Origin of the sequence: Streptomyces ochraceiscleroticus (genome assembly GCF_000720485.1) — a bacterium.
Classification (GTDB): domain Bacteria; phylum Actinomycetota; class Actinomycetes; order Streptomycetales; family Streptomycetaceae; genus Streptomyces; species Streptomyces ochraceiscleroticus.
This window is the reverse complement of sequence record NZ_JOAX01000002.1, coordinates 321384-337915: the sequence shown is the minus strand read 5'-3', so window position 1 is coordinate 337915 and position 16532 is coordinate 321384. Positions and strand designations below refer to the sequence as shown.

Below are 16532 nucleotides of genomic sequence, written 5' to 3'. Positions count from 1 at the left end.
TCCTTCGAGGGGCAGGGTGGGAGTGCTGGAGCAACCATAGGCGCACCGGTTCGGCGACCCCTACGCGGAGTCACCACCAACGCGTCCGACATTCAAGTAATGGTAAATTGTTAGGGTCAGTAACTAGATACAGTAAGTAAAAATCCGGGGAGCGTTCACCCGGAAAGCCACGTGGAAGGACCCGGCCCCTGACTGTCGACCGCCTCAACGAACTCCTGCTGGTCTGCTCTTTCGTACTGCTCATCGCCGTGGCGGCCGTACGGATCTCCTCGCGCAGCGGGCTCCCCAGCCTGCTCGTTTACCTGGGGATCGGCGTCGCCATCGGGTCCGACGGCATCGGCGTCGTCTTCGACAACGCCGAACTGACCCAGATCCTCGGCTATACCGCGCTCGTGGTGATCCTCGCCGAAGGCGGCCTCGGTACGAAGTGGAAAGAGATCAGACCGGCGCTCCCCCAGGCCGCGTTGCTCTCCACCCTCGGCGTCGCGGTGAGCGTGGGGGTCACCGCGGCCGGCGCGCACTACCTGGTCGGGCTGGAATGGCGGCAGGCGCTCCTCATCGGCGCGGTGGTCTCCTCCACCGACGCCGCGGCGGTCTTCTCGGTGCTGCGCAGCGTCCCGCTGCCGGCCCGCCTCACGGGCGTCCTGGAGGCCGAATCGGGCTTCAACGACGCCCCCGTGGTCATCCTGGTCGTCGCGTTCTCCACGGCGGGCCCGGTCGACCACTGGTACGTCCTGATCGGCGAGATCGCCCTGGAGCTGGCCATCGGCGCCGCGATCGGCGTGGCGATCGGCTGGCTCGGCGCGTACGGCATGCGGCACGTGGCCCTGCCGGCCTCCGGCCTGTACCCGATCGCCGTCATGGCCATCGCGGTCTCCGCGTACGCCGCGGGCGCTCTCGCGCACGGCTCCGGCTTCCTCGCGGTCTATCTGGCGTCGATGGTCCTCGGGAACTCCAAGCTGCCGCACTCCGCGGCCACTCGCGGCTTCGCCGAGGGCCTGGGCTGGCTCGGCCAGATCGGCATGTTCATCCTGCTCGGCCTGCTCGTCACGCCGCACAACCTGGGCGACGACATCCTGCCCGCGATCATCATCGGCCTGATACTCACGCTGATCGCCCGCCCCCTGTCCGTCCTGCTCACCCTGCGGCCGTTCCGTATGCCGTGGCGCGAGCAGACGCTGCTCTCCTGGGCGGGGCTGCGCGGCGCCGTGCCCATCGTGCTGGCGACGATCCCCATGGTGGGCGAGGTCCCGGAGAGCGAGCGCGTCTTCAACATCGTGTTCGTCCTCGTGGTCGTCTACACGCTCGTGCAGGGCCCGACGCTGCCCTGGCTCGCCCGGCGGCTGCGGATCGGCGACAACGAGGAGGCCGCCGACCTCGGTATCGAGTCCGCCCCTCTGGAGCGCCTGCGCGGCCACCTCCTGTCGACGGCGATCGGGCCGAAGTCCCGGATGCACGGCGTGGAGATCGCCGAGCTGCGGCTGCCGGCCGGTGCCGCGGTCACGCTGGTCGTCCGGGACGGCACGAGCTTCGTACCGTCCCCCACGACCGTCCTGCGGCGCGGCGACGAGCTTCTGGTCGTGGCCACCGACCCGGTGCGGGACGCGGCCGAGCGGCGCCTCCAGGCGGTCTCCCAGGGCGGCAAGCTGGCGGGCTGGCTGGGCACGGGCGGGGCGTCGGCGCCCCGGAGCTGAGGGGTCGGCTCGCCGGAGACGAGGGCGGGCACGCCTCTTCGCGAGGCGGCGGTCAGTACCTCGGTGCGCCGCGTGCGCAGAACCTCGGCGCATCGCGCAAGACCCCGTCCGATCCCAGGTGTGGGACAGATCTCACCATGTCGATCGCAGGTCGCAACCCCCTCTCGCCTGTAGCATTGAAGAAGCAATGCACGACACCCACTCTGCCTGATGCAGAGCTGGCGCGACCGCTCGGCGGCCGCGGTCCCCTGCGCACGCAGCCACCTCTCAGGTGCGGACCCGGTATCACTCGGTCCAGCGCGAGAGGACAGCTCTCGGCGCGCTCTCCGTGATCACCTCACGGGCGCGTCACCAGGCGGCGGAAAGGCCCGGCCGTGGCATCCACGGTCCAGAACGCTTCGACGGCCCACGACGAGTCGCAGCACCCAGACAGCGCTCCCGCAGGCGGCCCGTCCGGCAAGCGCCCCGGATACGGACAGCTCCTGCGTACCCCGGGAGCGTGGACCTTCGTCCTGCCCGGCTTCCTGGCCCGGCAGCCCTTCGCGATGCTCACCATCGGCATCGTCCTGCTCGTCCAGCACACCACCGGCTCCTTCGGGACCGCGGGCGCGGTCTCCGCGGCGACCGGCATCTCGATGGCGCTGTTCGCCCCGCAGAGCGGCAAGCTCGCCGACCGCTTCGGGCAGCGCGCCGTCCTGCTCCCCGGTGTGGCCGTGCACGCCGCCTCTGTGGCGGCGCTGCTCACTCTTGCGCTGCTGGACGCGCCTCTGTGGGCGCTGCTGGTCGTCGCCGTCCCCACGGGAGCCTCGACACCGCAGGTCGGTCCGATGGTGCGCGCACGGTGGGCGGCGCGGCTGAGCGACAGCCCCCTGATGTCGACCGCCGCCGCCTTCGAGTCCGTGACCGACGAGTTCACCTTCGTGGTGGGCCCGGTACTGGCGACCGCGCTGTGCACGAGCGTCCACCCGGCGGCCGGCCTGATCGCCGAGGCCGTCCTGACGCTGGCCGGCGGCCTGCTCTTCGCGGCGCAGCACCGGAGCCAGCCGGCCGCGCACCGTACGAAGGAGGGCGACGCGCCCCGTACCTCGGCCCTCTCGGTCCCCGGTGTGCGGGTCCTCATCGCGGTCTTCCTCGGTATCGGTTCGGTCTTCGGCGGCATGCAGGTCTCACTGACGGCGTTCACGGAGTCCATCGGGCAGCCGGGCATCAACGGCGTGCTGTACGGGATCTTCGCGGCGGGCAACATGACCGCGGGCATCGTGTGCGGCGCGATCGCCTGGAAGGTCGGCCCGCGCCGCCGGCTGCTGGTCGCCTACGGACTGCTGGCACTGGCCACCACCCCGCTGTGGGCCCTCACCGCGGTACCGCTGCTGGGCCTGACCGGCCTGGTGGTCGGCCTGTGCATCGCACCGGCCCTGATCACCGGCTACACCCTGGTCGAGTCCCTGGTGCCGGCCTCGGCCCGCACGGAGGCGTTCACGTGGCTGACCGGCGCGGTGGCACTGGGTCAGGCCGCGGCCGCCACGACCGCGGGGCAGCTCACCGACCGCTTCGGTCCCAGCGCCGGGTTCTTCGTGCCGCTGGCCGGTACGGCGCTGGCCTTCCTGGTGCTCGCGGCGCTGCGGGGACGCCTGATTCCGCCCGGTACAGGACGGATCGCGGCACGTGGGGTCGGTCACCGTACGCCGGTCACAGTGGACTGACGCGCCGGAATACTGCACTATGGATCGTCGTTAGCACTCATTGAGTGAGAGTGCCAGGAGGAAGACAACGTGCCGACCTACCAGTACCAGTGCACCGAGTGCGGCGAGGGCCTTGAGGCCGTGCAGAAGTTCACCGACGACGCCCTCACCGAGTGCCCGAGCTGCCGCGGACGCCTGAAGAAGGTCTTCTCGGCGGTCGGCATCGTCTTCAAGGGCTCCGGCTTCTACCGGAACGACAGCCGCGGCTCCTCGTCGAGCAGCAGCCCCGCGTCGTCCTCCTCGTCGAGCACGTCCTCCTCGGCGTCGAGCAGCTCCGACAGCAAGTCGTCGAGCTCCTCGTCGACCACGTCCGGGAGCAGCTCCTCCTCGACCACGTCGAGCAGCAGCTCCGCCGCCTGACAGCCATTCTCGCGGACCCCGCCGTCATTGACGGCGGGGTCCGCGGCGTTGTGCCGCACACCACCGCGGGCGGGCCGTCGCGGATAGGGTGACCCGCATGGCGGACGCGGAGATCGGCGTAATCGGCGGCTCGGGCTTCTACTCCTTCCTCGACGAGGTGACCGAGGTCACCGTCGAGACGCCCTACGGGCCGCCGAGTGACTCGCTCTTCCTCGGGGAGGTCGCCGGCCGGCAGGTCGCGTTCCTGCCCCGGCACGGCCGCGGCCACCACCTCCCGCCGCACCGCATCAACTACCGCGCCAACCTGTGGGCACTGCGCTCCGTCGGCGTCCGCCAGGTCCTCGGGCCGTGCGCGGTCGGCGGCCTGCGCCCGGAGTACGGCCCCGGCACGCTCCTGGTGCCGGACCAGATCGTGGACCGCACGAAGACCCGCGTCCAGACGTACTTCGACGGGGTGCCCCTGCCGGACGGCAGCGTCCCGAACGTCGTGCATGCGGCCTTCGCCGACCCGTACTGCCCGGCCGGCCGCCGGACCGCCGCCGACGCCGCCCGCGGGCGCGACTGGGAGCCGGTCGACGGCGGCACGCTCGTGGTCATCGAGGGCCCGCGCTTCTCCACGCGCGCCGAGTCGCGGTGGCATGCCGCGCAGGGCTGGTCGGTGGTCGGCATGACGGGCCACCCCGAAGCCGTCCTGGCCCGCGAACTGGGCCTCTGCTACACCTCCATGGCCCTGGTCACGGACCTGGACGCGGGGGCCGAGGCCGGCGAGGGCGTCTCGCACGACGAGGTTCTGCGGGTCTTCGCCGAGAACGTGGGCCGGCTGCGCGAGGTCCTTTTCGACGCGGTGGCCGCCCTTCCCGCCTCCACTGCGCGCACCTGTGCCTGCGCCCAGGTCCACGCGGACCTGGAACTGGGGATCGAGCTGCCGTAACCGCCTCACGGACGCCGCAGCCGTCCTCGCGGGCGCCCCGTGACCCCCTTGCGGGTGAGGGAGTTGTACACAACCGACGGGTAGCGGGATCGGCTGTCCACAGGCCGCCGCGAGTTTCGCCGGATTCGGTCAGGGTGGTTCTCGTCCGACGCCCCGGCGCACCGACCCGAGGGCGTGCAATTCCCCTCTTTCCGGCGGTGACGACGATGACCACCAGCTCATACACCAATCCCCCATTGCCCGCACCCCCGTTGTGTGAGGTTCCGCACTTCGAGCCATTCCGGATTCGCGGTGCGCGGCGCCGGACACCGACCCTGCCGAAGGTCCCGTGGTACGCCGTTTCCGCTGGCCTGGCCGCCATGGCGGCCGCTCTCGCCATCGCCTCACCGGGTGGTGAAACACGTGCCGAAGGCCGTTTCAGCAATTCCGTTCTACTGGCCGATACGCATCAGGCACGCAAAACTGTGACGGATGGTGGGGCGATCCCCCGATGTCGCAATGTGGCGATTTCGTCCCGTACGGCGGTAACGCCATGCTGATCCGTACTGACACTCCGTCCAGCCCCCGGTCCCTTTTGACCTCATGGACAGCTGTGCCCCACCTCGCCGTAAGTTGCGCCGGCGCCTCGGAAAGGCGCGGCGTCCGTAGTAAGCGTGGAAAGAGGCTGTCAGGTGAGCGACGAGAAGAACGGCGTGCTGCAGGGATTCAAGGAATTCCTGATGCGCGGCAACGTCATCGAGCTTGCGGTTGCCGTCGTGGTCGGAGCCGCGTTCACCAACATCGTGAACGCTGTGGTGAAGGGCGTCATCAACCCGTTCGTCGGTGCGCTCGGTTCGCAGAACCTGGACCACTACAAGAGCTGCCTCAGCTCCACCTGCCACCCGGACCCCAAGACCGGCGAATTCACCGACGGCATCTACATCCTCTGGGGCTCGGTGCTCAGCGCCGCGCTGACCTTCGTGATCACCGCCGCGGTCGTCTACTTCCTCATGATCCTTCCGATGAACAAGTGGAAGGCGCGCCAGGACGCCAAGAAGCCGGTGGAGGACACCCCGGTGGAGCCGACCGAGGTCGAGCTGCTGGCGCAGATCCGCGACGCGCTGATCACCCAGCGCAACGGCTCGGAGGACGGCGTGGCCGCGGGCGCGATCCCCGGCCCCGTCTCGACGGAGAAGTCGCAGAGCTGACGCGAGCCGCCGCCCCACGCCTCCGGCGCTGCTCTCCGGAGCCGTCAGATGTGGTGGGGCGGCTTCTCGTCCAGAAAGCGCGCCAGGTCGGCAGCGCTGCTGTTCCCGGACCCGGGCCGCTCGCCCCATCCCCGGTCCGTGTCGTCCGCCGACTGCTGGTCCAGCGGATCATTGAAGATCAACGCGGCAGTCGCGGGCTTGGCCGGAGCCTGCGGGGCCTCTTGCGGCTCATTCTCGGCTGCGGCGTCCGCGGTCTCACTCATTCCTCCAGGGTACGGCCACCGGGTGCGGTCCCCGACGCGGCTGTACCGGGCGCTCTCGCCCCGTGCGCTGCCTACCCCGGCGCGACGGTGCCAGGTGGTACTTCTTCGAGCGCTGCCGCGCCGGGTGCCCCTTCCTCGGTGACCGGCCCCGCAGAGCTGAGAGCTCGCCCACCCGTCCGTCCACGCATTGGCCCATGCGCCCGCCCACGTCTCCGCCCGCGCATCCGCCGTAGGGCTCAGTCCGCGGCGAGGATCTCGTGCCACCAGTGGTCGCGGTCCGGGTGCCAGGCGATGGGGCGCGGGCAGCGGTTCACGACCAGTACGGACTCCACGTCCGTACCGCCGCGCGACAGGGCCCGGTCGATCGTGGACTTGACCGGACGGACCGCGCCTTCCCAGAAGGCGGCATCGGCGGTGATCACCACGCGCGCGCCGGACTCCCGAACACGGGCGGCGAGTTCGGGTGCCGTCAGCGACACCGGCAGGGTGGTGCGTACGGCATCGATACGGCCGCAGGCGAGCGTGACGATCACCGACTCGGGCACCAGGGGCAGATGGACGGCCACCCGGTCGCCGGCGCGTACACCGAAGCGGGTCAGGGCGGCGGCGGCCCGGGACGACCGGCCGATGAGCTGGCTGTGGGTCAGCTCCTCGACTCGCCCCGGCTCACCGGTCCAGCTCAGGGCGATCTCCGGAGCGTGCGGGTCGGGACTCGGATCAATGGGCTCGGAGGGAACGCAGCGCAACATACGCCCAGCTTGGAGATCACGGATCAACGTTTGTTGAACGTGCGATAGATGCGTCCACCAACGGAAGCGGAGGCGCCGCCTCGCGGCCGAAAATACGGGCCCCACGCGCCCTCGCCCCCATCCCCCACCCCTGGAAGGCTGGGCGGGACCCGTCCAGCGGCCGGGACCCCGCCCACGGGCCCTCGCCCATGAGTCCCCGCCCACAGGACCCCGTCCGGGCGCTTGGCGCCCCTCGGATCAGGAGGCTTGGATGTCTACGTCAGCCAGTCAGCCCGTCACGCGGCCCGCGGAGCGGTCGGGCCGCGTGCACCATCGCATCGTTGTCGTCGGCGGCGGCACCGCCGGGATCACCGTGGCCGCGCGGCTGCGGCGGGCCGGGGCGCCGGACGTCGCGGTGCTGGAGCCGTCCGGTACGCACTGGTACCAGCCGTTGTGGACGCTGGTGGGCGGCGGCCAGGCGCCGCTGCGGGCGTCGTTACGCACCGAGGCCGAGGTCATGCCGTCCGGCGTGCACTGGCTGCGGGAGGCCGCCGTGTCCGTCGATCCGGGTGCGCGCACGGTCGGTACGGCGTCAGGGCGGACCGTGTCGTACGACCGGCTGGTGCTCGCGCCGGGGCTGCGGCTGGAGCCCGACGGTGTGCCCGGTCTCGCGCAGGCTCTCGGGCACAACGGCGTGACCAGCAACTACCTGCCCGAACTGGCCCCGCTCACCTGGGATCTGATCCGCCGCATGAAGAGCGGTACCGCGGTGTTCACGATGCCGGCCGGGCCGGTGAAGTGCGGCGGCGCGCCGCAGAAGATCGCGTACCTGGCCGCCGACCACTGGCGCAAGCGGGGCGTGCTGGACCACATACGAGTCATCCTCGTGCTGCCCGAGACGGCGATGTTCAAGGTGCCGGAGTTCGGCCGGGTGCTGGAGGACGTGGCACGGCGGTACGGCATCGAGGTACGCCTGCGGTCGGAGATGGTGTCCGTGGACGGGGCGGCCCGCGAGGCGGTGATCGTGAACCATGCGACGGGCGACAAGGAGACGATTTCCTACGACCTGTTGCACGCGGTGCCGCCGCAGGCCGCCCCCGAGTGGATCGCCGGCGGGCCACTGGCCGACCCGGCCTCGCCCTTCGGGTACGTGAAGGCCGACCCGGCGACGCTGCAACACCCGGACCATCCGGAGGTGTTCGCGCTCGGGGACGTCGCGAACCTGCCGACCTCGAAGACCGGCGCGGCGGTGCGCAAGCAGGCCCCGGTGGTCGTCGCCAACCTCCGGGACACGCTGCGCGGCCGACCGCTCCGCGCCCGCTACGACGGGTACACCTCCTGCCCGCTGGTCACCGCGCGCCACAAGATGCTGCTGGCGGAGTTCGACTACGAACTGAAGCCCGCTCCCTCGCTGCCCTTCCTGGACACGACGAAGGAGCGGACGGACATGTGGTTCCTCAAGCGGTACGGACTCCCGCAGTTCTACTGGCACGGGATGCTCAAGGGACTGGGGTGATGCTCAACGCGCCGGGCTGAGACAGGCTTTCAGGACGCCGTACGCCGACCCGCTGCCGTGACCGTGTCCGCGACGACGCAGCTCACGTTGTCCGGGGCGCCGGCTTCGTGGGCGAGTGCGATCAGGTCGCGCACCGCCTCCTCCGGGGTGGAGCACGTGGCCAGTACGCGACGCAGCTCCGCGTCCGTGACCACGCCGTACAGACCGTCGGAACAGAGCAGGTAGCGGTCGCCGGGCCGGGCGTCGTGCAGCTTCACGTCCGGTACGGAGCCGTCGCCGTCACGGCCGTCCAGCGCCCGCAGCAGCAGCGACCGCTGCGGGTGCGCGGACGCCTCCTCGGGGGTGATCCGGCCCTCGTCGACGAGGGACTGGACGAGGGTGTGGTCGTGCGTGATGCGGAAGAAGCCGCCGTCACGCAGCAGGTAGGCGCGGGAGTCGCCGACGTGCACGAGTGCCAGCCGGGAGCCGGTCCACAGCATCGCGGTGAGGGTGGTGCCGCTGTCCTCCCCCGTGCCGCCCGTGCTCCGCTCCGCCACGGCCCGGTTCGCCCGCCCCACCGCCTCGCTGAGGGTGTTGAGGATGTCGCCGGGGAGCGGGGCCGGGGTGTTCTCCAGGGTGCGCAGGGCTTCGATCGCGGCGGTACCGGCCGCGGCTCCGTCAGCGCCGAAGCCGTCGGCGACCGCGAGCAGGCGGCTGTCCGCGTATGCCGTGTCCTGGTTGCCCTCGCGCACCAGGCCGGTGTCCGACAGGGCTGCGTACCGGATGCCGGTGATCGTCTCGTGGGTCATGGCCGTGTCCTCTCCGCTGAGCTGGTCGATGAGGAAGGCGGCCAGGTCCCGGCGGGCAGCGGTGTCCGCCTCGACCCCGGCCCAGTACGCCGCGATCTCCGCGGCGGCCTCGGCCGGGGCCAGACCGCACACCGTCCGGATGCGGGCCAGCGGCATGTCCAGGCGGCGCAGCCACGCCACCAGGCGGGCCCGTTCGAGCTGGTCGCGGGCGTAGAAGCGGTAGCCGTTGAACGGATCGACGCGGGCCGGGCGCAGCAGGCCCAGGTCGTCGTAGAGCCGCAGCGCCTTCGGTGACAGCCGGGAGGCGCGGGCGAACGCACCGATCGTCAGCAGACCGTCCTCCGCCACCCGTTGCCCCTCTCCTGTCTCCTGGAACGCCGCGCCCTGAGAACCGGTGTCTGGACACCGGCCCCTGGTTCGCCTTCCAGGACCGAGGCTGGGGCCTGCCCCAAGGGCAAGGTCAACGCCGGCACCGAAGCCCCTTTCTCAGGCCCCCGCCCCGTCCTTCGCCAGTCGGGTCAGCGCCGCCGCCACCAGTGCCCGCGTCCCCATCGACAGCGTCGGCTGCTGGACCGGCGCGAAGTACGCCGAGTGGTTGGAGGGGATGTCCTGGGCGAGCCGGCCGGCCTCCATCGCCTTGCGGAAGGCGGCCGGGTCCCAGCCGCCGAGCCACCAGTAGTACAGCGGGGCGTCCGCCGCCGTGGCGAGCAGGCCCGCGTCCTCGCTGCCGGAGGCCGGATCGGTGGGGAACAGCGCCTGCTCGCCGAAGAGCCCGGCGAAGGCGGTGTTGACCTCGCGCAGCGCCTCGGAGTCGTTGCGGGTGACGGGGAAGGTCGCGATCGTCTCGGTCTCGGGCGCGCGGGCCGCACCGGACGCGGCGGCCTCGGCGCGGGCGATGCGGTCGACGGCGGCCAGTACCCGGGCGCGTACCTCCTCGTCGAAGGTGCGGATGCTGAGCTGGACGGTGGCCCGGTCGGGGATGACGTTCGGGGCGTCCCCCGCGTGGAAGGAGCCGACGGTGACGACGGCCTGTTCCCTGGGCGCGGTCTCGCGGGCGACGACGGACTGCACCCGCTGCACGAACGAGGCGGCCATCAGGATCGGGTCGACCGTGGTCTCGGGGCGGGAACCGTGGCCGCCGGTGCCGTGGAAGGTGATGCGCAGGCTGTCGGCGGCGGCCATGCAGGCGCCGTCGTGGTACGCGATCAGACCGGCCCCGAGCGGCGCGACGTGCTGTGCGAAGACCACGTCCGGCACCGGGACCTTGCTGTAGAGACCGTCGTCGATCATCTTCTGGGCACCGCCGCCGTCCTCCTCGGCGGGCTGGAAGAGGACGACGAGGGTGCCGGACCAGTGGTCGCGTCCGGCGGCGAGCAGGCCGGCCGCGCCGGCCAGGCAGGTGACGTGCACGTCGTGGCCGCAGGCGTGCATCACGCCCGGCTCGGTGGAGGCGTACGGGAGGCCGGACTGCTCGGTCACGGGCAGCGCGTCCATGTCGGCGCGGAGCAGGACCGTCGGCCCCTCGCCGTTGCGCAGTACGCCCACCACGCCGGTGCGGCCGACGCCGGTGAGCACGTCGTAGCCGTCGGCCTCCAGGCGGCGGGCGGCCTCGGCGGCGGTGCGGGTCTCCTGGAAGGACAGTTCGGGGTGCCGGTGCAGATCTTCGTAGAGGGCTTCGAGGTCCGCCATGCGGGCGTCGAGCGGGGCCAGGACCATCTCACGCGCACGATCGCTCATGCGCCGTATTCGATCACGGAACACTGGCACGGCACAGGGGGCGCCGCCCATACGACGCAGGGGGCGCGGCCCGTACGGCGGCCGCCGCGTGCCACGCGGCCGGAGGGGACAGAAGGTACGGATCGGTGGCCGGAGTTCGCGGGTGGTGCGGGAGGTGCCGGTGACAGGCGGGCCGGGCGCTGCCACGGTGGTCGTCCGGTGCGGGCACGGTGGCCATCCGGTACGGGACGCCCCGGCCGGCCACCTCGGCCCGGACACCAGCTCTCACCTTGTGTGAGTGACGGGAGGCAGATCTTGACCACGTCATCGACCGGCCGGCCCACCGGGCGGCCGGCTGACCGCCCGGCCGCCGGCCGGCCGCCGGAGGACCCGGTCGCCTTTCTGATGGAGCACGCGCTGGGACACCTGTTCTCCGCCGCCCTGCGCACCGCGGTCGAGTACCGCATCGCGGACCACCTGGCGGCCGGTCCGCGCACGGCCGACCAGCTCGCCGAGGCCACCGGCACGCACGGCCCCCACCTGCGGCGCGTACTGCGCTACCTCGCCACCCGGGACATCTTCCGCGAGGACGCGACCGGCGCCTTCCGGCTGACGCCGGCGGCGCAGCCGCTCCGTTCGGACGTGCCGCACTCCCTGCGGGACGCGGTGCTGATGCTGACCGACGAGACGTTCCGGCGGTCCTCGGCCGCGCTGGCGGAGACCGTACGGTCCGCCGGGCCTTCGTTCGACCGGCTCTTCGGGGCGCCGCTCTTCGAGTTCCTGGCCTCCGACCCGGGCACGCGCGAGCTGTTCGACTCGGGGATGGCGTCGCTGTCCGGCCCGGTGGACGGGCTGGTCGCGGAGAGCTATCCGTTCCCCGAGGGCAGCACGGTGGTCGACGTCGGCGGCGGCCGGGGCGGCCTGCTGCGGTCCGTCCTGGAGCTGCACCCCTCGCTCTCCGGGGTGCTCTACGACCAGGCGCCCGCGATCGCCCGGCACCTGCTGGACGTACCGGAGCTGGCGGGCCGCTGGCGGGCCGAGGCGGGCGACTTCTTCGCCTCCGTACCGGAAGGCGGCGACGTCTATGTACTCAAGCACGTGCTGCACGACTGGCCGGACGCGGCCTGCGTGGACATCCTGCGGCAGGTCAGGGCCGCGATCCCGGCGCGCGGACGGCTGCTGATCGTCGACTCGGTGCTGCCGCAGGGCAACGCGCCGCACTACGGCAAGGCGATGGACGTGGCGATGATGGCGGTCCTCGACGGCAGGGAGCGGACCGCCGAGGAGTACGCCACGCTGCTCTCGGCAGCGGACTTCCGGCTGACCCGCGTGCTGTCCACGCCCGCCTTCCCCTCCATCGTGGAGTCGGTACCGGCGGAGCGGACGGCGCCCCGGGTCGCGGAGGGCAACGGCTAGCCGACTGCCGTACGCGTCACAGCGCCGCCGCCGGCTGTACGCGCGGCCCCGCCGCCCGCAGCCGCAGTGCGGCCAGCGGTACGAAGCCGCCGGGGCCGCCGCCGGTGTCGGCGGCCGGGCCGTACAGGCGGCGCAGCATCGCGACCGCGAGCCGTTCGCCCTGCGCCTTGGCGCGTTCGGCGCGCGGCCCGGCGTGCAGCCCGTCCACGGTGGCGTGCCAGAGCTGGACCCAGCGCCCGAAGTGCGCGGCGGTCAGCGGCCGGACGGCGTGCAGGACGGCGTGCGCGGCGAAGACGTCACCGCGGTAGTCCACGGTGCGGAACAGCGCCCGCTCCCAGAAGTCGGTGATCGTCGGCAGGTGCGCCGTCAGGTCGGTGCCCGCGACGTCGGTGAAGAACGGGCCGATCAGCGGGTCGGCGAAGGCGGCGGCGTAGAAGCGGCGCAGCAGCCGGTCGAGGTCGGGGCGGCCGGCGAGGTCCGCGTGGCCGTCTGGGGCGGGTGCGGCCGGGGCACGGCCTTCCGACGCGCGGCCCTCCGGGGCGCGCCCCGGCACCGGCCCCTCGGACACACGCCGCTCATCCCCTGTACCGGCCGGCACCTCACCGTCGTACGACTCCGTCACCGCCGGTCCTCCCGCCACTCTCGCCGTCTCCACCGCTCACCACATCCCCGGCTTCCCATGGTGCCCGATCCCGCCGCACTGCCCGGCGCACCGCCGGGCACCAAATCCGGTCAACCCCCGGCGACCGGGAGGCAGCGGCTGCCCGGGCCGCCGTACAGTACGCCGCGCCAACTGTCCGCCCCGCAACGGTGGATACCCACTCCGCGCCGGCACCGATCGCCACACGGCATGATGTGCAGAACAAGCGGAACAAGGGGCCCGCGGGGCTAAACCCACCCTGTGAAGGGTAGGGTGCATATTGCCCCCTTTTATGCCCACGAAGCGCCGTCGCGCGAGGAGTTGTCACACCATGGCAGGCCGGCACGCCCAGCCCAGTGAGCGAATACGCCTGTCCCGACGGGGCAAGGCCGTCGGTGGCGCGGCCGTAGTGGTGCTGATGGGCGCCGCGCTGTGCGCCTGGCCGGCCTCGGGGGACGACCACCGCACAGACGGCGTCTCGGTGACGGCGCAGGACGAGCCCACCGCGACCGCCTCCTCCAAGCAGCGCCCCACGGGCCTCAAGCAGGGCTCCCCCGTCCGTACGGAGCCGGGCCACATCCCCGGCCTCGACGCGGCCACCCGGGACCGCATTCCGGCCGACTCCCGGCAGGTGCTCGTCGTCACGGGCGAGGACGCCGACTCGCACGACTCCACCGTCACGCTCTACACCCGCGCCAAGGACTCCGAGAAGTGGCGCGCGGGCACGGCGTGGGCCGCGCACAACGCCGCCAAGGGCTGGACCAAGGACCACCACTACGGCGACCTCCGCTCGCCCGAGGGCGTCTTCTCGCTCAGCGACGCGGGCGGCAAGCTGGCTCCGCCGCGCGGCACGAAGCTCCCGTACGACCACAACTCCTCCTTCGTCGCCAACGGGTCGGGCGTGGAGGGCGAGCCGCTGGCCGGCTCGTTCGACTACGTGATCGCGATCGACTACAACCGCGTGCCGGGCTCCTCGCCCCTGGACCCGCGGCGCCCCGAAGGCGCGGCGAAGGGCGGCGGTGTCTGGCTGCACGTCGACCACGACGGCCCCACCCAGGGCTGCATCAGCCTCAAGGCCGACGTGATGCGCGAGCTGCTGCGTACGCTGGATCCGGCCAAGCATCCCGTCATCGTGATGGGCCCGTCGGGCCGCTGAGACCGGCCCCGGGCAATCCCCTCCGGCACCGCACGCACGTGGTACGCATGGGCCATGGCTGACCCCACACGTACCGGACAGTCCCCCGACGCGGGCACCGAGCAGTCCCTCACCCCGCACGGCCCCCATGACGCGCTGACGGACGTACCGGGCCTCCGGGTCGGGCACGCGCAGCGCACGGACGCGGGCAACCTCACCGGCACGACCGTCGTCCTCGCGCCCGAGGGCGGCGCGGTCGCCGCCGTCGACGTACGGGGCGGCGGCCCCGGCACGCGCGAGACCGACGCCCTGGACCCGCGCAATCTCGTGCAGCGCGTGGACGCCGTGGTACTGACCGGCGGCAGCGCCTTCGGGCTGGACGCGGCCTCCGGCGTGGCGGGCTGGCTGGAGGACCACGGCCGGGGCTTCCAGGTGGGGCCCGACCCCGCGCAGGTGGTGCCGGTGGTGCCCGCCGCCGCCCTCTTCGACCTGGGGCGGGGCGGCGACTGGCGGGCCCGCCCGGACGCGGCGCTCGGCCGCGCGGCGATCGAGGCGGCGCACCGCGGCGCGCCCGGATCGCCGGTGGCGCAGGGCAACGTGGGCGCCGGTACGGGCGCGGTGGCCGGCGGCCTGAAGGGCGGCATCGGCACGGCGAGCATCGTCCTGCCGTCGGGGGTGACGGTCGCGGTGCTCGCGGCGGTCAACGCGGCGGGCTCGCCGGTCGACCCGGTGACCGGGCTGCTGTACGGACGGCTGTACCAGGGCACGGCACGGCCGCCCGCGCCCGAGACGCACACGGCGGCGACGCGCCGACTGGCCGCCGCCCGCGCGGAGTCGGCGGCGCGCTCGGCGGCCTCCGTGCGCCCGCCCCTGAACACCACCCTCGCCGTCGTCGCCACGGACGCCGCCCTCACCCGCGCCCAGGCACAGAAGCTCGCGGGTACCGCGCACGACGGGCTGGCCCGGGCCATACGGCCGGTACATCTGCTCTCGGACGGCGACACGGTCTTCGCGCTGGCCACCGGGGAGCGGCCCGCTGCGCCGGAGAGCGCGGAGACCGACCCGGCGTTCGCCGTGCACGCCGACGCCGGAGCGGTCAACGAGATCCTGGCGGCCGGCGCCGACGCACTGACCCGTGCCGTCGTGAAGGCGATGCTGGCGGCGGAGGGTGTGGACGGCCCGGGCGGCGTCTTCCCCTCGTACACCGACCTGTACGGGACCGGCTAGCGCTACCGCACCGGCCTTGCCGCGCGCACCGGTCCCTGCCTCGTCCCCCTGCGAATCCCGGTGGTAGAAACGGCCATATGCCCGTACCGCCGCCCACCCTCGTCCAGCCGGCCTCCGCACCCCAGCCCGCCGCCAAGCGGCGCCGGCTGTGGTGGCACCGGCTGATCCTGGGGCTCTGGTACCGGCCGGTGGAGGTACTGGACGAGGCGCGCGACCGCGGGGCGTGGAGCGCGGCGGTCCTGCTGACGCTGGTCGGCGGCGCGCTCGGGCTGCTGGCGTCGAAGTCCTTCCGGTCGCAGTGGGCGACCGGGCCGCTGGAGGTGGTCTGGCAGCTCGCGGGCCTCACCGAGGCGGGCGTGCTGGTCGCGAGCCTGGGGCTGGGGCTGGTCACGCACGCCATCGCGCGCACCCTGGGCGGCAACGGCCGGCTGCGGCCGACGGTCAGCCTGTTCATCGTCGTGTTCTGGGTGACGGACCTGCCGCGTCTCGCGCTCTCGTTCCTGCTGCCGGCGGACCATCCCTTCGCGCAGGCGGTGTCGCTGACCACGTGGGGGTTCGGCTGCGCGCTGGCCGTGCTGCTCATACGGGGTCAGCACCATCTGCCGACGCTGCGGTCGGTGGGTGCGGTGGCGGTACAGATGCTGGCGTCGCTGGCGCTGCTCAAGCTCGGCCCGATCGGCTGAGGGACCGGGCCCGGCGGCCCCGAGCCCTGTCAGTGACCTCGCGTCAGTTCCCGAACCAGCCCGGCGAACGCCTCGCGCTCGGCCGCGGTCAGCTCGACGCTCTCCGACGGCGGGACGACCTGCCGCGGTACGGCCTTGAGCAGCCGCGGGGCCGCGCCCGGCGGCTGGGGCGCGTGCCGGTCCCGGCGCACGGTCCGGACCAGCCCGATGGCCCAGGCGAGGGTCGCGAGCAGCAGCACGGCCAGGCCGATCTGCTGCAGGGTCGAGACGGAGGGGAGCATCCAGTCCTCCATGGCGTACGGGCGTGGCGCTGCGCCGGCGCGCTCGGCACCGACGGCTGACGCGGAACAGTAGACACCACGCCTCGGGCTTTATGACAGGTTTTTATAGGACTTAAGGCCCGAAGTGATGCATCTCCCACCACTATCGGACCTTCCTGCATCACTCAGGGTTCTTCCCGCATCACGCCGCAACCATCCCTCATCCCACCGCATCAGGTGCGAGGC

At 72.6% G+C, this 16532-nt stretch carries 16 protein-coding genes; 10 read left to right on the top strand and 6 right to left on the bottom strand.

What is annotated here, in order from left to right:
• Positions 1–188 precede the first annotated feature (188 nt).
• The 5 genes from IG84_RS0103725 (at position 189) to mscL (ending at position 5914) form a co-directional block, all read left to right on the top strand.
• Positions 189–1694, top strand: a complete 1506-nt coding sequence (locus IG84_RS0103725; protein WP_031051275.1) for a potassium/proton antiporter — start codon at positions 189–191, stop codon at positions 1692–1694.
• 482 nt (positions 1695–2176) lie between these two features.
• Positions 2177–3397, top strand: coding sequence for an MFS transporter (locus IG84_RS0103720; protein WP_051861367.1), 1221 nt, complete (start codon positions 2177–2179; stop codon positions 3395–3397).
• Between the two features lie 69 nt (positions 3398–3466).
• Positions 3467–3796, top strand: coding sequence for an FmdB family zinc ribbon protein (locus IG84_RS39525; RefSeq protein ID WP_078648586.1), 330 nt, complete (start codon positions 3467–3469; stop codon positions 3794–3796).
• Between the two features lie 97 nt (positions 3797–3893).
• The gene (locus IG84_RS0103710; RefSeq protein ID WP_031051267.1) at positions 3894–4727 is read left to right on the top strand and encodes an S-methyl-5'-thioadenosine phosphorylase; all 834 of its coding nucleotides are present in this window, start codon (positions 3894–3896) and stop codon (positions 4725–4727) included.
• Positions 4728–5398: 671 nt separating this feature from the next.
• Positions 5399–5914: a large conductance mechanosensitive channel protein MscL gene (gene mscL, locus IG84_RS0103705; protein ID WP_031051263.1), complete on the top strand. Its 516-nt coding sequence runs from the start codon at positions 5399–5401 to the stop codon at positions 5912–5914.
• Between the two features lie 44 nt (positions 5915–5958).
• Here mscL and IG84_RS0103700 read toward each other — a convergent pair whose 3' ends face one another.
• Positions 5959–6177, bottom strand: coding sequence for a hypothetical protein (locus tag IG84_RS0103700; protein ID WP_031051261.1), 219 nt, complete (start codon positions 6175–6177; stop codon positions 5959–5961).
• Positions 6178–6413: 236 nt separating this feature from the next.
• Positions 6414–6926, bottom strand: a complete 513-nt coding sequence (locus IG84_RS0103695; RefSeq protein WP_078648585.1) for an AMP-binding protein — start codon at positions 6924–6926, stop codon at positions 6414–6416.
• Between the two features lie 250 nt (positions 6927–7176).
• Here IG84_RS0103695 and IG84_RS0103690 point away from each other — a divergent pair, with 250 nt between their 5' ends.
• On the top strand, positions 7177–8421 hold the full coding sequence (locus tag IG84_RS0103690; RefSeq protein WP_051861336.1) for an NAD(P)/FAD-dependent oxidoreductase: 1245 nt from the start codon (positions 7177–7179) through the stop codon (positions 8419–8421).
• A gap of 29 nt (positions 8422–8450) precedes the next feature.
• Here the strand turns inward: IG84_RS0103690 and IG84_RS0103685 are convergent, their stop codons facing one another.
• Positions 8451–9557 carry a MerR family transcriptional regulator gene (locus IG84_RS0103685; protein WP_063761737.1) on the bottom strand — a complete coding sequence of 369 codons (1107 nt, stop codon included), beginning with the start codon at positions 9555–9557 and terminating at the stop codon, positions 8451–8453.
• A 138-nt stretch (positions 9558–9695) separates the two neighbouring features.
• A complete protein-coding gene (locus IG84_RS0103680; RefSeq protein WP_031051247.1) occupies positions 9696–10946 on the bottom strand; it encodes an amidohydrolase in 1251 nt (416 codons plus the stop codon).
• Between the two features lie 294 nt (positions 10947–11240).
• Here IG84_RS0103680 and IG84_RS0103675 point away from each other — a divergent pair, with 294 nt between their 5' ends.
• On the top strand, positions 11241–12341 hold the full coding sequence (locus IG84_RS0103675) for a methyltransferase (RefSeq protein ID WP_342668392.1): 1101 nt from the start codon (positions 11241–11243) through the stop codon (positions 12339–12341).
• A gap of 16 nt (positions 12342–12357) precedes the next feature.
• Here IG84_RS0103675 and IG84_RS37640 read toward each other — a convergent pair whose 3' ends face one another.
• On the bottom strand, positions 12358–12909 hold the full coding sequence (locus IG84_RS37640) for a group III truncated hemoglobin (protein WP_245659210.1): 552 nt from the start codon (positions 12907–12909) through the stop codon (positions 12358–12360).
• A gap of 403 nt (positions 12910–13312) precedes the next feature.
• Between IG84_RS37640 and IG84_RS0103665 the strand changes: the two genes are divergently transcribed.
• The 3 genes from IG84_RS0103665 to IG84_RS0103655 all read left to right on the top strand — a co-directional run bounded on the left by IG84_RS0103665 (position 13313) and on the right by IG84_RS0103655 (position 16026).
• A complete protein-coding gene (locus tag IG84_RS0103665) occupies positions 13313–14137 on the top strand; it encodes a hypothetical protein (RefSeq protein WP_031051240.1) in 825 nt (274 codons plus the stop codon).
• Positions 14138–14191: 54 nt separating this feature from the next.
• On the top strand, positions 14192–15343 hold the full coding sequence (locus IG84_RS0103660) for a P1 family peptidase (protein WP_078648584.1): 1152 nt from the start codon (positions 14192–14194) through the stop codon (positions 15341–15343).
• Between the two features lie 77 nt (positions 15344–15420).
• On the top strand, positions 15421–16026 hold the full coding sequence (locus tag IG84_RS0103655) for a YIP1 family protein (protein WP_078648583.1): 606 nt from the start codon (positions 15421–15423) through the stop codon (positions 16024–16026).
• 29 nt (positions 16027–16055) lie between these two features.
• Here the strand turns inward: IG84_RS0103655 and IG84_RS0103650 are convergent, their stop codons facing one another.
• Positions 16056–16307 carry a hypothetical protein gene (locus IG84_RS0103650; protein ID WP_031051231.1) on the bottom strand — a complete coding sequence of 84 codons (252 nt, stop codon included), beginning with the start codon at positions 16305–16307 and terminating at the stop codon, positions 16056–16058.
• Positions 16308–16532 lie beyond the last annotated feature (225 nt).

Excerpts from the sequence above, each read along its gene's own strand:
- IG84_RS0103680 (WP_031051247.1), bottom strand. The coding sequence starts at position 10,946 with ATGAGCGATCGTGCGCGTGAGATGGTCCTGGCCCCGCTCGACGCCCGC.
- IG84_RS0103695 (WP_078648585.1), bottom strand. The coding sequence starts at position 6,926 with ATGTTGCGCTGCGTTCCCTCCGAGCCCATTGATCCGAGTCCCGACCCG.
- IG84_RS0103655 (WP_078648583.1), top strand. The coding sequence starts at position 15,421 with ATGCCCGTACCGCCGCCCACCCTCGTCCAGCCGGCCTCCGCACCCCAG.
- IG84_RS0103690 (WP_051861336.1), top strand. The coding sequence starts at position 7,177 with ATGTCTACGTCAGCCAGTCAGCCCGTCACGCGGCCCGCGGAGCGGTCG.
- IG84_RS0103650 (WP_031051231.1), bottom strand. The coding sequence starts at position 16,307 with ATGCTCCCCTCCGTCTCGACCCTGCAGCAGATCGGCCTGGCCGTGCTG.
- IG84_RS0103700 (WP_031051261.1), bottom strand. The coding sequence starts at position 6,177 with ATGAGTGAGACCGCGGACGCCGCAGCCGAGAATGAGCCGCAAGAGGCC.
- IG84_RS0103660 (WP_078648584.1), top strand. The coding sequence starts at position 14,192 with ATGGCTGACCCCACACGTACCGGACAGTCCCCCGACGCGGGCACCGAG.
- IG84_RS0103665 (WP_031051240.1), top strand. The coding sequence starts at position 13,313 with ATGGCAGGCCGGCACGCCCAGCCCAGTGAGCGAATACGCCTGTCCCGA.
- IG84_RS0103710 (WP_031051267.1), top strand. The coding sequence starts at position 3,894 with ATGGCGGACGCGGAGATCGGCGTAATCGGCGGCTCGGGCTTCTACTCC.